This is a genomic window from Vibrio sp. 10N.286.45.E10 (assembly GCF_002874195.2).
Lineage (GTDB): Bacteria > Pseudomonadota > Gammaproteobacteria > Enterobacterales > Vibrionaceae > Vibrio > Vibrio crassostreae.
In genome coordinates this window covers 95,543-109,760 of the sequence record NZ_MCWD02000002.1, presented here as the reverse complement: position 1 = coordinate 109,760, position 14,218 = coordinate 95,543, and the positions used below count along the sequence as shown (strand labels likewise).

At 44.0% G+C, this 14,218-nt stretch carries 9 protein-coding genes; 4 read left to right on the top strand and 5 right to left on the bottom strand.

All coding sequences use genetic code 11. The features are described from left to right. The first annotated feature begins 142 nt into the window (after window positions 1-142). Window positions 143-2,218 (top strand): DNA helicase IV, encoded by a 2,076-nt coding sequence (gene helD / locus BCU34_RS13610; RefSeq protein WP_102478871.1) that lies wholly within the window; start codon window positions 143-145, stop codon window positions 2,216-2,218. An 87-nt stretch (window positions 2,219-2,305) separates the two neighbouring features. Then, window positions 2,306-2,656, top strand: a complete 351-nt coding sequence (locus tag BCU34_RS13605) for a VOC family protein (RefSeq protein ID WP_102478870.1) — start codon at window positions 2,306-2,308, stop codon at window positions 2,654-2,656. Window positions 2,657-2,742: 86 nt separating this feature from the next. On the opposite strand, the gene BCU34_RS13600 is transcribed toward BCU34_RS13605, so the two are convergent. Together BCU34_RS13600 and torT are read right to left on the bottom strand one after the other, a co-directional pair. Beyond that, a complete protein-coding gene (locus BCU34_RS13600; RefSeq protein ID WP_017064778.1) occupies window positions 2,743-3,198 on the bottom strand; it encodes a methylglyoxal synthase in 456 nt (151 codons plus the stop codon). A gap of 60 nt (window positions 3,199-3,258) precedes the next feature. Continuing rightward, window positions 3,259-4,287, bottom strand: coding sequence for a TMAO reductase system periplasmic protein TorT (gene torT / locus BCU34_RS13595; protein ID WP_102478869.1), 1,029 nt, complete (start codon window positions 4,285-4,287; stop codon window positions 3,259-3,261). Window positions 4,288-4,379: 92 nt separating this feature from the next. On the opposite strand from torT, the gene torS reads away from it, so the two are divergent. Beyond that, on the top strand, window positions 4,380-7,391 hold the full coding sequence (gene torS / locus BCU34_RS13590) for a TMAO reductase system sensor histidine kinase/response regulator TorS (protein ID WP_102478868.1): 3,012 nt from the start codon (window positions 4,380-4,382) through the stop codon (window positions 7,389-7,391). A gap of 174 nt (window positions 7,392-7,565) precedes the next feature. Here the strand turns inward: torS and BCU34_RS13585 are convergent, their stop codons facing one another. The 3 genes from BCU34_RS13585 to BCU34_RS13575 form a co-directional block, all read right to left on the bottom strand. Further along, the gene (locus BCU34_RS13585; protein WP_102478867.1) at window positions 7,566-9,920 is read right to left on the bottom strand and encodes a fatty acid cis/trans isomerase; all 2,355 of its coding nucleotides are present in this window, start codon (window positions 9,918-9,920) and stop codon (window positions 7,566-7,568) included. Between the two features lie 200 nt (window positions 9,921-10,120). Next, window positions 10,121-11,785, bottom strand: coding sequence for a VRR-NUC domain-containing protein (locus tag BCU34_RS13580; protein ID WP_102478866.1), 1,665 nt, complete (start codon window positions 11,783-11,785; stop codon window positions 10,121-10,123). Between the two features lie 57 nt (window positions 11,786-11,842). Continuing rightward, the gene (locus tag BCU34_RS13575; RefSeq protein WP_102431516.1) at window positions 11,843-13,081 is read right to left on the bottom strand and encodes an OFA family MFS transporter; all 1,239 of its coding nucleotides are present in this window, start codon (window positions 13,079-13,081) and stop codon (window positions 11,843-11,845) included. Between the two features lie 594 nt (window positions 13,082-13,675). On the opposite strand from BCU34_RS13575, the gene BCU34_RS13570 reads away from it, so the two are divergent. After that, window positions 13,676-14,056 carry a hypothetical protein gene (locus tag BCU34_RS13570; RefSeq protein ID WP_048660371.1) on the top strand — a complete coding sequence of 127 codons (381 nt, stop codon included), beginning with the start codon at window positions 13,676-13,678 and terminating at the stop codon, window positions 14,054-14,056. The last annotated feature ends 162 nt before the right edge of the window (window positions 14,057-14,218 follow it).

Below are 14,218 nucleotides of genomic sequence, written 5' to 3'. Positions count from 1 at the left end.
AACAGAAATCAAGCACAAGAATTTGATACTTATCCATAATTGCCCGTAGGTGGTCATGAAAGCGTCGATAAGATATGAGATATTATTAATTCTCATTGCATCATGATATAAATTCAATATTCCCAATTAAGAGCACACTCCAATGCAGCTAAGCGCTAACAAGACTGCACAGTTTTTTATTCAAAATGAATATCATCAGGTTGAACTTGATGGTCCACGCTTGCTGTTATCTTCAGTAGGCAGTGAAGAGCGTATCCCGTTTACTATTTGGAGTGGCAAGATCGCGATCAAACGCGGATTGTTTTGGGGCTCGCTACAATTTTTTGCTAATCAACAGGACGGAACACAGCGCAGTTGGTTAGTACAAGGCCTACCTTGGGATCAATGCCGTCAATTTGCACGCGCATCGGTTGCTGCTTATCAGAAGTGGCATGACACACAATGTGAACAACTAGCTGAGCACGTTCCTCAATGGGAAACCGAATTAACGCGTCTTGAGCAGCTACCAGCCTTTCTAGCGCATTCTAAAGTTAAGACTTGGGTCGATATGGTCAACTCAGGTCTAGAAAACATGACCATGACCCTTGAGGAAGCGGCGCAACGCATGCCAAATCGCATTGCTCGCATGCAGCCATGGTTGTCTGAAACGGAAATCAAGCAAGCTGAAAGAAATCAGCAATGGCTAGAGACCGAGCGAAAAAACTGGGAAGTATTGTTCGCTCAATGTGAATCGTCCCCACTGAACTTATCGCAACAATATGCGGTGTTGATGAATGATGATCACAACCTTATTTTAGCGGGTGCAGGCTCGGGTAAAACCAGTGTTCTAACTGCTCGCGTCGCGTATTTACTGCAAAGCCATCAAGCTCAAGCAGAAGAGATGTTATTGCTCGCCTTTGGCCGAGAAGCAGCTGAAGAGATGAAACAGCGCCTCGACAGTAAAATTGGTTTATCAGCAGAGAAGGTACAAGTCAGTACTTTCCACCAGTTGGGTTTAAAGATCCTTAATCAGGTTGAGCCGGAACGCGTGGTTATTTCTCCGTTAGCACTCGATGACAATCAACGCCAAGCATGGTGCATTGATTGGTTGAAAAAGCATTGGATGACGCCGACCAACTTCAAACGCTGGCAGAAGCACTTATCTAAATGGCCAATTGCTTATTTAACCGGTGATGACGAGCTTGGTAGTCATGTTTCAAACCTTAAACTTATTGGTTGGCTTGAAAAGCAGCTTGAACAGTTGAATGCGTCGGGCTTAACCAAAAAAGAAGTACAGCAACAGCTGATTGATCACCGAGACTATACACGTCTTAACAGTGAGCTTTCACTGTGTTGGCCATGTGTGACAGCGTGGCAAAAAGAATTGAAAGAACAGAATCATATCGACTTCTCAACCATGATCAGCCGAGCGACTCAGTATATTGAAAAGGGCAAGTTTATCTCGCCTTGGAAGTTCATCATGATCGATGAGTATCAAGATATCTCGCCAGATCGTCTTGCCTTGGTTGAGGCGCTTTGCAATCAGTCTAAAGCCGAGCACCAAGCCTCTATTTTTGCTGTAGGTGATGACTGGCAGTCAATCTACCAATTTGCAGGCGCCGATGTGGATCTCACGACCGGCTTTAAAGACCGCTTTGAGAGCTCGACGATTCATCACCTAGATACCACTTATCGCTTTAACAATCAGTTAGGTGCAGTTGCCAATCGCTTTGTACAAGAAAACCCAATTCAGATTCCGAAAGAACTGAACAGCTTCAAGCAACAGAAGCAGAAGGCGGTGTACAGTGCGCCAAGCAAAGAAGTTGAGAAGATCCTCGACCAATTGAACCGCCAATCTAAAGGCAAAACCAATAAGTCTGTACTGCTACTTGGACGTAACCATTACCACAAACCAGAGTTGTTGGAAGACTGGAAGAAGATCTTCACCTCCATTGATATCAAGTTCATGACTTGCCACGCGAGTAAGGGTAAAGAAGCGGACTTTGTGATTATTCTTTGTGTTGACGAAGGACAGTTCCCGACCAAGAAGAAACAGCTGCATATTGATGGCGCATTGACTGAATCATCAGACGCGTTCCCTTATGCGGAAGAGCGTCGTTTGTTCTATGTAGCAATGACGCGGGCAAAAGAGAAAGTATGGATTACGCACAGCGGTGACGGTTCTGGCTTTGTGCAAGAGCTGCATGGTTCTGATTACCCCGTTGTTCGTAAAAAGTGATGTTACCTGACGTGATTGTCTAATATTAGATCTTCAAGCCCTGCCTTAATATCACAAGGCAGACGCATAAAGCAGAAGGAGTTTGCTATGGAACACGGCTCTATTAACTACATTGAATTTGCTGCGAAAGACATCGCAGCAACTAAGGCGTTCTTCAGCCAAGTGTTTGGTTGGCGCTTCGAAGACTATGGCCCTGAGTATTCTGCTTTTGAAGGTAGAGGCTTAATGGGCGGTTTCTATTTGGCGGATCTGGCGTCGAATACGGATAACGGCGCAGCGCTGATGGTTTTCTATAGCCAAGATCTTGAGCAAACTGAACGTGACGTGATGGATGCTGGTGGACAGGTAAACCGTGAGATATTCAGTTTCTCTGGTGGTAGGCGCTTCCATTTTAGAGAGCCAAGTGGCAACGAAATGGCAGTGTGGAGTGACAAGTAGTCCATATCCCTATATTCAGACGAACAAAAAGCCTGCGATTGTGCAGGCTTTTTAGTATGTAACGTATGATTCAGTCAAACTAAGCGTTAAGTACGTTCAGCAAGATACGCTTCGTAATCTGGGATTTCGATGATCACTTCTTCTTCAAGCAGTGAAGAGTTAAATAGGAAGTTAGCGGTAGCGCGGTTGGTTGCCACAGGAATGTTCCAAACACTTGCGATACGAAGCAGTGCTTTTACATCTGGGTCGTGTGGTACAGCATTAAGTGGATCCCAGAAGAAAATCAGCATATCGATCTTGCCTTCAGAGATAAGCGCGCCAAGTTGTTGGTCACCGCCCATAGGACCACTAATCATGCTCTTGATTGCCAAGCCCGTCTCTTTACTCAGTAGAGAACCTGTTGTGCCCGTTGCGTAAAGGAAGTGCTTTTGTAGTTTTTCTTTGTTCTCTTTAACCCATCTTAGTAGCTCAGGTTTGAAGTGGTCATGAGCGACCAAAGCGATATGCTTGTGCGTTGGCATAGTGCGCGTCGTTTTTTGCATGAATGTTCCCTAAATTGTTGTTTCGTTTTTATTGTTTTGAGTTCTTCAGCCAATATAGCACTAAGGATTCACACTGAATACCGGACGAAACTCAGAAGGTGACAATGAGTCGGCGATAATTTGATCTTTGAGTGTTGCTGGTGTCAGCGCTTCGATAATTGGTGCGCTGTGTTGCTCGTAAGATCGGCCGCGTAAGTAACTGGTGGCTTGTTTTACCGACAAGCGACCTTGCTCAACCATTTTATCTGTTGGTGCAAAAAGTACCTTGTTACGAAGTAAACCACGGTAGGTTCCGTGACTTAAGTAACTCGAAATTAACCCAATCTCTTCTGTTTTATCGGCCGCTCGTAGCTCACTGATCGCTGCTTCAATCGCGACGGCACTTCCCACAATATATTTAATACCCGGCTGCTCAATGACTTGCTGTACTAGGTTTCTCTGTAGTTCTTTATCGTTATCTGCCCAATAGCTGATCGCAATTTTGATATCGCTCGACTTGATCGCATCATAAAAGCCAAGTGCAACAGGCTTTGTACCGCCACTTGCTTGAGGGCCAAGTAGCAGGGCGATAGGCGTTTCGCCGGATCCCTTTGGGTGTCTCTTTGACAAAAACTCGCCGACTTGAAACCCCATTTGATACCAGTCGACACCGACGGTGCCTTTCAATACCTTTTGTTGCTCTTCATTGACGGTTAACTCATTGACCGTCGCAAACACAGGCGTTGAGCCAACCCAATCAGTAAGGTTGTCATGGTAAGCATCAGGTGAAACTGTGCCAAGAATAATGGCATCGGCTCCCCATTGTGTGCAAAGTACCAGTTGTGAGGCTTGTTTGGCCACGTTGGGGTAACCGCCAGCTTCCAAAACTCTTAGTTCCACTTGCTGCTTTTCTGCTTCAGAGATCATTCCATAGTTTACCGACAACCAATAAGAGTCTTTGAGGTGCGGATAAATGGCACAAATTTTCTCTTTGTGTGATGTGGCTTCGGCGGGTTTTATTGGGCTCAAAGGCTCGCTAGCACTTGCGACAGTAGTCACTGAGGCCAATAGTGAGAAAAGAATTTTTGAAGCGAAAGATCTAGATAGCATGAATTGCCGTTTTATTGGTTTTAGATAAGAAACACTGCAAAATATAGCGTATTCTGCATGGGTAAAGAAGAACGTTTTAAGGTTTAGAGTTTATGTTGTTAGCTTCAGCGAGTATTGGACGCAAGCTGCTGGCCTCATTCTTAGTGATGGCACTGTTGGTTCTATTGTCTGCATTGATTGGTGTTTCTGGTTTTAGCTTTGTAGCAAAAACCGAAAGAAACGTCGTTGATTCGGCGCTTCCTGCCATGATCGAAGCTCGTCAGGTTTCTGAGTTGAGTAACCGTATTATTTCGTCAGTACAAACGCTTTCTAATGCGAGAAATGAAGCAGAAAGAAAAGAGGCTGGCACAGTACTATTCGATCAACTTGAGTCACTTCTTCAGCATATCAAAGATCTTGGTGTCGATAGTTTCGATTCTCAACTTCTTAATAAACTCGAAAATAATGTTCAAAGCGTTATTAACACACTGGCTGAGTTGGGTGTGTCGGTTGAGCGTAAGCTTTGGTTAAACAAAGAGCTGTCGTCTCGTGTCGAAGAGATGCGCTTACTTGCCGAAGAGCTAGAGCAGCTGACACGAACCCAAGTTTTGAACACGGCCACCATTGCGGTTGCTAACGTCACGCATATTTATGACCTGCTAGAAACCAAAGAGACGGATAAAGCCTACCAAGCCTTAGATGCGCTTGTAGAGGTTGACCTTGATTTGTCTGAGCGCCTACACGAATTGCATTTGCTGGCGTTCAAAATGCTTAACCAAATTGAAGAAACGCAAACCGTTACCAACGTAGAACGTATTCATCAAATCCAATCTGAGTTTGATTCCAATCTAAGAATCATGGCACGCCGCGTTAAAGCGGTCGAAGATCCTACTCGTTCAGCGCAGATGTCTCAGCTTCTTGAAGAGCTCAGAAAACGCCAAGTCGTGTTCGATATTTCGTTAGAACAATATGAGAACACCAAAAAGTCAGAGTTTCTGATGCAAAATACCTTAGAGTTGTTCTCTCAATTGAATACAACAGTTAACCAACTGGTTGATGATTCAAACCGAAGCACCAAAAAAGCGGTTGATGAGCTGACCAGCACGTTGAATCTTGCTCAATGGTCACTGTCTGTGATTTCGGTGATTGGTTTGGTTATCGTCGCATTTATCGTGTGGCGTGTGGTGTATATCTCGGTTGTGAAACGTCTTACTGAATACTCATCGGCTTTGATGTCTATCGCACAAGGTCGCCTGAATATTGATATCTCGGTTAAGGGTAATGATGAGTTGGCTCATATGGGCGAGGCGATCATCACTGCCAGAAATACCGCGCAGGCGCTGCAAGTGGTTGCGGTGGGTGAAGCAAAGGCGAAACGCGAACTTGAAGAGCACAAAGAACACTTAGAAGAGTTGGTCACAGACCGAACCTATCAGCTGCAGAAGACCAATGAGAAGCTGAATGTCGAGGTGGGCAATCACGCGAAAGCTCGCAACGCCGCAGAACAAGCAAGCCGAGCGAAATCCGCTTTTCTTGCGACGATGAGTCATGAAATACGAACACCGATGAACGGTGTGTTAGGTACCGCAAGATTGCTCAAAGATACCGGGCTAGATCCGTTGCAATCAGGCTACGCTGACATCATTAACCGCAGCGGTAAGAACCTACTCGCGATTTTGAATGATGTGTTGGATTATTCCAAGATAGAAGCGGGACATTTAGAAATACGTACAGCTTCGTTTGATCTCCATCAGATGGTTCAAGACACCTACCAATTAATGGAAGGGCGAGCTGCTGAGAAGAAGCTAAATTTTGATTTCCATATCGAAAGTGATGTTCAACGCTATTGGCGTGGCGACGTAACACGAATCAGCCAAATCTTAAATAACTTGGTCGGCAATGCGATTAAGTTTACTGAAAGTGGTTCGGTCGATATCTTCATTAGCTTAGATGTCGAAGATGAAAATCGCGTCATGTTTGAAGTGTCAGATACCGGTGTCGGTATTGATGCAAGTGAACAGGTGTGTTTGTTTGATGCCTTTACTCAAACCGACAGCGGTCGCAACAAAACCGGTGGCACAGGGCTTGGATTGGCGATCAGTAAAAGCATCATGTTGGCAATGAATGGGGATATTGGCGTTCATTCGGAAGAAGGCGAGGGCAGTCAGTTTTGGTTCTCATTGCCACTTGAAGTAGGTGAGAAAATTGAAACGAAAGCAACGGTCATTGAAGCTTGCATCCGAGCGAAGGTCATTCTGATTGAAGACAACCCTGTGAACTGTATTGTTGCCGAAGGCTTTTTGAATAACCTGGGGCACGATGTTGTGATAGCGACAACTGGACAAGAAGCGAGAGCCATATTCAGTGAGCAAGAGTTTGATATTGCGCTGGTGGACATTAACTTACCGGACTGTGATGGCGTCGAGCTAATTCAACAACTCAAAGAAGATGCGCTCCAACATGAGCAAAGTGCCACGCGTAAAGTACCACCTATGATTGCAGTATCAGCTCACGTATTCAATGAGGAAGTCGAGAGTTATTTAGCCTCAGGGTTTGATGGTTTCTTGCCTAAACCGCTAGAAAAGGAAGCACTTTCTCAGCTCATCGTTGCTCAACTCGATGGTAAAAAACTATTGTTGCCACAGCCCGATCCAAATGATGCTGTGTGTAAGCAAAATGGTAACCGTGTTATTAAGGGGAACAGTGATGAATTGTACTCGACACAGATGGTTGAACTTTTGGCTAAGCACACTACTATAACTGACTCTCAAGATGAAGGAGACGCTCCGGTGAAACTGATTGATTCCAAAGTGATAGAGGGTGACCTATCGATTCTTGGTTTAGAGAAAATGAAGCAAATCGTTGTGCTTTTCGAGGAGAGCAGCAACCTTACTTTGAATGAATTAGTCGAGGCGAGTGAAGCCGATAATGGACGAGAAGTGAAGTCTTTGGCGCACAAGCTTAAAGGATCTGCAGGTAGCTTGGGTTTATCAGCACTGTACAGTTTATGTCAGAGCATTGAAGCAAGTGAAGCCCCATTACTGCAGTACAGAGATAACGACCAAGCTTTATCTGAATTGGTTAAAGATTCGTTAGAGGCTCTCCTCCCTTATGTTTCTGCTTAATGGTGTAAGTTTGTTTTAAGCAATACCCAATCAGCAAGACCAACAAAAAATCCTCTGTACGAATATCGTCAGAGGATTTTTTATATCGAGCAAGTGAGCCTTCTTTCAGAACGACTAGCCTCTTAAAACTAATCTCTCCCAAGAGCTAGAACTAAAACCAAGGCTTATTACTTATTATCTATTTTCAAAGCGGTTGTAATCCAACAAACCAAACTCAATTGGTTGGTCTTGTTGATACCAACGATGCACTCGGTCACTGAATGGCCAGAACTCGCTAGAACTGCGTCGTACCGCAAACTTGTCTAGCAAGGCCACGTAGTCTTCTTCTGTGTTTAAGCTTTGTAGCGCTTTAACCAGAGTCGGAATCTCATTCTCAGTTAATGACAGGTAAGCCGCAGGGTAGCTACCGACAACGCCTCGTATGAGCGTAAGGTCATCATTGGCATAATCGCGGTTACCTTCTTCATTAAAAAGGCTAGAAATGTTGCTGTGAGCGTTATTGTGAATCATGGTGAACAGCTGCTCTTCGCCGTTTTCGCCTTCAATCATGATCATGACTAATTGAGGTACATGATGTAGGCCTTCTCCCTTAATCAAATTCACTTGATTAAGCAGTGCTTCATTCTTTTTACCAAAACCTGTTTCAACAATATCAAAGCGATTATCGAGGACAGGTGCGAGCTTATCTTTGATCATGTTAAGCAGTTCACGCTTAGGATCGGCCGTTTTGTAAACCACACTGGTTGGTTGTTCAAAAGGTGCAATATTACGCTGCAAGTAGTCGCTCAATTGTGTGCTTTGGTTTTTATACCAACTTGAGTGTTCAATATGTCGCACGTCTTTAGGAAGAAGGGTTAAGAAATTACTCTCACCTTCAAGGCGTAAGAAGTCCATGAACATGCGTGTAATCAGTTGGTGGCCAAAGTTACCGTAGACATCGAAGCCTGCGACGAGAAGATAATGAATGCGTTCTAAAAGAGCATAATCAAGAATCCATGCCGTCTTAGGTTGCGTGCCAACTAACCCTTGCACAACAGATGCGCTATCAAAATGTCTAAAGATGGTGAGGGCTGCATTTGGGTTGACGCCATCGCCATCCCAAATGATGTCAGTGTCCAGGTTTACGCCACTTTCAAACCATTGGTTGGTGAAGTCTGATTTGGCATTTAGGTATCGTGCTTGTTGCTTCGCGTATCTTACCCAATTAGTGACAGGAACCGTATTGCTGTCTAGCTCACTAGGTAGCTTTAAGTTTTTCTTTTGGCTCGCGTAGAAGGCGTTTATTTCTGGTAAGTCGGCTTTCTCGGGGTCAATGAAGAAAATCCAAAAACGATCGTTAATCACGTTTAGAGCAAGTTGACCTCGACACACTGGCCCTTTGATAAAGGCCATGATGGTGTTTTGAGCATTGTCCAACATGAAGTGGAATCGCGAGTTTACTGGCAGCGCTTCAAACGAAGTCATTGGGTTAGCAGAAACATCAATGTTGTAACTAGGAAGTTGTTTTACTGAGTAATTCGCATCGACAAACCAGTTATTCCACTTTTGTAGACGTTCTTTATTAAGTGCGAAAGGCATGTGCGTTTTGTCGACGATGCTGCCTTGCTCTGGAATCAGGCGGTAGTAAACACGGTCTACTTTTGGATCGTCATAAGGGCGACGAGTCGTGATGCGTTTTACCGCTTCACCTGGTGGTGTTGCAGAGCGAACAACAGTGAAGAAACGTGTGGGTTGAGCTAAATCAGAAAAATAGACGTGAGATAAAAACAGGTGCTCATAGATGTAACGAGCTGAAAGTTGGCTCTTATTGTCACTTTTATTTAAAAAGCTTTCGTAGACATTAACGAGCTCTTGTTCCGCATCATTCAGCGGGATATGGTCGTTCATCAACGCGCCATTTTCTAACCAACTCATTAAAGTTGCGTATTCTGTTTTATCTAAATTCGGCATCCCATACGGCATTCCCCAAGTTGGGTAATCTCTCTCATATTGGGCATACTCTTCAATCGTTGGGCACTGTTGGTCTCGGTCGGTTGAGAAGTCGAAACCTTCTAGCTGGGTTTGATCGGGTAGAGGGTGATTCTCTTTCTGGATCAACATACGAGAAACAAGACCTGCATCGAGGTTAGCGGTTGAGTTCTGCATACGCTCATTGAGGACAGGATGAAAATCCGCATCACGCCACTCTTGTGTGGTTATAGCATCTTCAAACAAGCGAGTAGGGGCAGAAGCAGTTAAACGGGTACCTTGATAAACGAGTGCTTTGCTTGCACCTCGGTCTATACCTTCTACTGAAGACATCTTTAACTGGCAGGGCGCATCATAACAAGCGTGACAAACCACGCATCGGTTATCAATGATGGGTTTTACTTCGTTAATGAAGTGCTGTGCTTGAGCCGAAAGAATAGGGGCTTGGCGATCGCGTACTTGTTGCTCACCAAACAACTCGTCGAAGTTTAAACCCGCGTAGACGGCACAACCTGAGAAGACGCTAACAAAAGCTAAAATGAAGAGTTTTTTCAAATTCATACGTATTTATATATTAAGCATTTTCTCTAATTATATCGAAAATGATTGAAAATGCTCATGTTCTAACAATCTTATAGATAAGATCTTGATGGAACCGAGTAACTTGTCGATGCAAGTCACTCGCTTTTGCTCATAAATTAGGGCTTAGACCTAGCCAGATTAAGCACTAAGAGCTAACAGCCATGAGCTAAGAGTAAGACTCATTGATTGACGTAACAAACAGAGAAAGGGACAGACAATCGCTCAAACTCTTTGAGCCAGCGCCACTGGTTGTCTTGCAGCTTATCTCCTGGGCCTTTGACTTCAATCCAATGAAACCGTTCGTCTTTGAACGCAATCAAATCGGGCATCCCGGTTCTAAATAGCTTTAAGTCACTCAATAACACTTTGAAGAGGTCGATAATCAAGGCGTTAGGAATAGCTTCCATGCTGTGTTCGATGAGTGCTTTAGGGAAATGATTCCAATGAACAAAGGGATTAGCCATGCCTTGCTTTTCATCGTAGCTCTCAAGTAAGTGGTTCAGCCCGTGTTCGGATAGGGTTTGGAACACAGCTTCAATTTGCTCGGCTCGTTTGTCTATAAAGTCTGAGTGGTACAAGTCCAGTGGCCGATGTTGGTAATGATTGATAAAAGCACCTTCGACATCAGAGAAAATGACATCCCAGAAAGCCAAACCAAACAAGCCACACAGAAAACTGTTTTCAGAAAAGTAGACATCCCAGCCTTGGCTTTCAAAATGTTGCTTTACCGCAAGCTCGACTCGCGTTTGACTGAGATCCAATTCCAGTTTTATCTGCGCGCAACTTGGCTTTGAAGGGCGAGGGACCTTGTGGCCCTGCTTCCGTAATAACCTCTGTTCAAGCTTGACCGCGACCTCTAGCTCTGACACATCCGATGGTGTAGCTTGCATTTGCGTGACAGTGTCATGCATTAAGTCTAACTCTCCTTGTTTGTCATAGATGCGCGCAAGTCGTTCTCTGCTCGGAGGAAGTGTAGATTGCCTGAACCAAAAGGTAGCTTGGTCATTTTGGTTAAGCCTTTCTAGGTCACGTGCGAGGTCATTGATCAATCGCGATCGTTTTCTAGCAATGCTTTTGTGTTCTGACTCTTCAGAAATCGAGTTTAAAAGCAGCTCCAGAAACTCACCGTCTTTGCGGTCACCTTCTGAATACAAGCGTTGAATATCGCGTATCTGGAGCAATTGATTGAGTTGATCTCTAGAAGTGAAGAAGCGGCGCTGTTTGCTTAATGGATAGTTCTCAAAGGTATTGAACCCAAGGTCGCTTAACACGAATTGGCTTAAGTCTTGATAGGTGTTGGCAAAGAATAGCAACAGTAATACATCAATCACTTGAGATTGGACGACATAAATACAGTCGAAGGTTAGGTTTCGAAATTGGTCGAAAGGCTGCTGATCAAGCAGTAACAACAGCTTATCTTTCTTGGCAGATCTGTTGCTCTTAAGGGCGGGGAATACATTCAACAGCTCTGGTTTAGTGAGTAAGTGCAATCCGAGTTCGACCTCATTAATTACGAGGTTATGTTGCTTTGTGGGATGACTTAACATAATAAAGCCTGAGTTGCTCAGCTCTTGTAGTGTGCTATTTAAGTCAGGAATTTCTGGATAGTTGAGTTTATCGCTGCGAAACCAACAGCCTTTACGAGAAAGTAAACGAACCATTAAACATTGGCTTGAAACAGAGAGACGTTTGTATTCAGACAACCAACGGCACTCATCGTCACTCAGAAGATCAGGGTAGAGCGTTTGTGCGTGTTCAACCAATCGATTGAAGTTGTCGAGATAATAAGTAGGGGAGAGTTGGGGAGTAGTTTCGGTCGTCAATGGAGAAGTCGCTTGATACAAAAAGAGCCTAACCCTAAGGTTAAGCTCTTCAGTAACAAATTCAATCTTTTCTGTTGATTAAGCTTGTGATGCTTTTAGTTCAGCAACTTTAGCTTCAGAGATTGGCTTAGTGATGATTGCTAGAACAATACACACTGCCATCATAACTGCAGAGATTGTGTAAGCTAGGCCGTAACCTTCGCCGTTTGACATTGAGAAACCAACAACTGCTGCACCGATAGCGCCGCCGATACCCCATGCCGTGTAAAGCACGCCGTAGTTAGTACCGTAGTTTTTCAGGCCGTAGAACTCAGCAGTTAGTGTTGGGAATACTGCTAGAAGCGTACCGTAACCAACAGCTGCGATTGCTGTACCAATGATTAGCGTGAATTCAGAGTTGAACGTAGCGAATAGAGCCATGTTCGCGCCTTGAAGGATGAACGCTAGAAGTAGAGTACGTACGCCACCGATTTTATCTGCAAGCATACCCGCAGCAACACGGCCGCCTGAGTTGAATACAGCAAGGATAGACGCTAGGTAAACCGCGTTTGGTAGGTTCGCTTGAACGCTAGCAATCGTAGTGATGTTACCGATGATCATAAGACCAACAGAAGCAGCAAATGCGTACATGATCCATAGAGAGTAGAACTGAGGAGTCTTCAGCATTACTTTCCACGTTAGGTCTTCAGTCTTCTTAACCGCTTTAGGTGCTTGGCCTTCTTTTACTTTAGGCTCAGCTGGCGTGTAATCCGCTGGTGGGTTGTTGATCGTTGCCGCTAGAGGTACTGCGATTGCAAGTACACCAACACCAAGAATCATAAAGCTTGTTTGGATACCCATGCTATCGATTAGCGCAGAAGTTAGTGGTGCTAGGTAAATAGCAGCAAGACCGAAGCCAGCAGCGATTAGACCGTTAACCATACCTTTCTTAGAAGAATGGAACCACTTCATTGCTGATGGAGAAAGACATGCGTAACCGAAGCCGATACCAGCACCTGTCATCACGCCAAACGTTAGGTTTAGCATCATAGGTGTTGTTGCGAAACCAGAAGCAATCATACCTAGGCCAGTAAGCGCTGTACCTAGGATAAGGATCTTACGTGGACCCATACGGTCTTGTAGGATGCCCGCAACAAGAAGACAAACAGAGAATGTGATAGTTGCAATAGCGTAAGGTGAAGATGCTTCAGCAGCACTCCAACCAGCTTCAGTTACTAGCGCTTTGTTAAATACACTCCAAGCATACAGGATGCCAAGACAAAGGTTGATACAGAAGCCTGCTAGCAGGATACGTGTTGCTTTATCAATCTTGCTCATTTTTATTCTCAGTTTTGTCATCGGTTAGTGGAGAGCCACTTAACTAAAGACGGGTTATTGTGATTGTTTCTTCAAAATTAGTTTGCGTTTATCAACAGATAGCGCAAAAGAGCGCGGATTATAACCAATAAAAATGTGATTGGAATCTCTTTTTCCATTTTTGGTAAATTAACTTCAGTTTGTTAATGGGTTGTTTTTCATTGGTTTTCAAAATGTTTTTAACACCTTTCTATTTTGTTCTTTTTCGCCCTGTTACCCAATTATTCCTGGGATTTCGAGGTGATAAATTTTTAGTAGACTCGTATTCCGTGCGGATATCACAGAGTTGCAAAAAATTTTAATTAATTTCCAAGGTTAAATTTGTGTAACAAAATAAATCGAAGTAGTGCTTTTTTCATATGAGACAAGGAGTAACGGAGTTCTATTAGAAACAATGTGTTAACCAATTGTTAATGGTGGTTTTTTCAGGTGGTTTTGCTTGCATTTTGTTCGATATGAGGGGTTGTGTTGTTGGGAAAAAGTGGGAAAATAGTACGCAAACTGAGATTCCAAAAATGAAAGGATGCGTTTCTAGTCTATTACGAGGCGAGTATTATGAAACTATTTTTAATTCTATTGATGTCGATTACTGGTGGTGTAGCAGCTGCTGATCATATTCATTCTTTCTTGTTCGGCTTCTACATCGCGGCATTGGCTGTAGGCAGTTGTTACTGGCTTGCATTCCGCAGCACGCGTTTCCCACAGTTGGCATTAGTGCTATTGATGTGTGGCTTTTTTGCGAAGATCGCTGTGACTGTTATTGGTGTTTCTTGGGGGATCTCGAACGATATCATCCAATCGCCGTTCATTTTCTCATTGTCATACCTGTTCTTCTTAGTGGTTGTGTCTTATGTTTGGTTTGCATACCGCGATAAACTGACGATGAAAAAGCGCGCTAAACAGGTAGAAGAGTCTCGCAAACAAGCGGCAGCATAATTCGATTTGATTCTTATAAAGCCTTCTTCGGAAGGCTTTTTTGCTCCTACTTAACTGAACTCTATTATTTGGTTGTGACGGCAGATAAAAGAAACCCCAGTATGGTGACATACTGGGGTTTCTTGTTATTTATCTATTATCTAACAGTTACCATCTACCGAA

Coding starts and splice junctions, on each gene's coding strand:
- torS (WP_102478868.1), top strand. CDS start 4,380: ATGTTGTTAGCTTCAGCGAGTATTGGACGCAAGCTGCTGGCCTCATTC.
- BCU34_RS13600 (WP_017064778.1), bottom strand. CDS start 3,198: ATGCAAAAAACGACGCGCACTATGCCAACGCACAAGCATATCGCTTTG.
- helD (WP_102478871.1), top strand. CDS start 143: ATGCAGCTAAGCGCTAACAAGACTGCACAGTTTTTTATTCAAAATGAA.
- BCU34_RS13575 (WP_102431516.1), bottom strand. CDS start 13,081: ATGAGCAAGATTGATAAAGCAACACGTATCCTGCTAGCAGGCTTCTGT.
- torT (WP_102478869.1), bottom strand. CDS start 4,287: ATGCTATCTAGATCTTTCGCTTCAAAAATTCTTTTCTCACTATTGGCC.
- BCU34_RS13605 (WP_102478870.1), top strand. CDS start 2,306: ATGGAACACGGCTCTATTAACTACATTGAATTTGCTGCGAAAGACATC.
- BCU34_RS13570 (WP_048660371.1), top strand. CDS start 13,676: ATGAAACTATTTTTAATTCTATTGATGTCGATTACTGGTGGTGTAGCA.
- BCU34_RS13585 (WP_102478867.1), bottom strand. CDS start 9,920: ATGAATTTGAAAAAACTCTTCATTTTAGCTTTTGTTAGCGTCTTCTCA.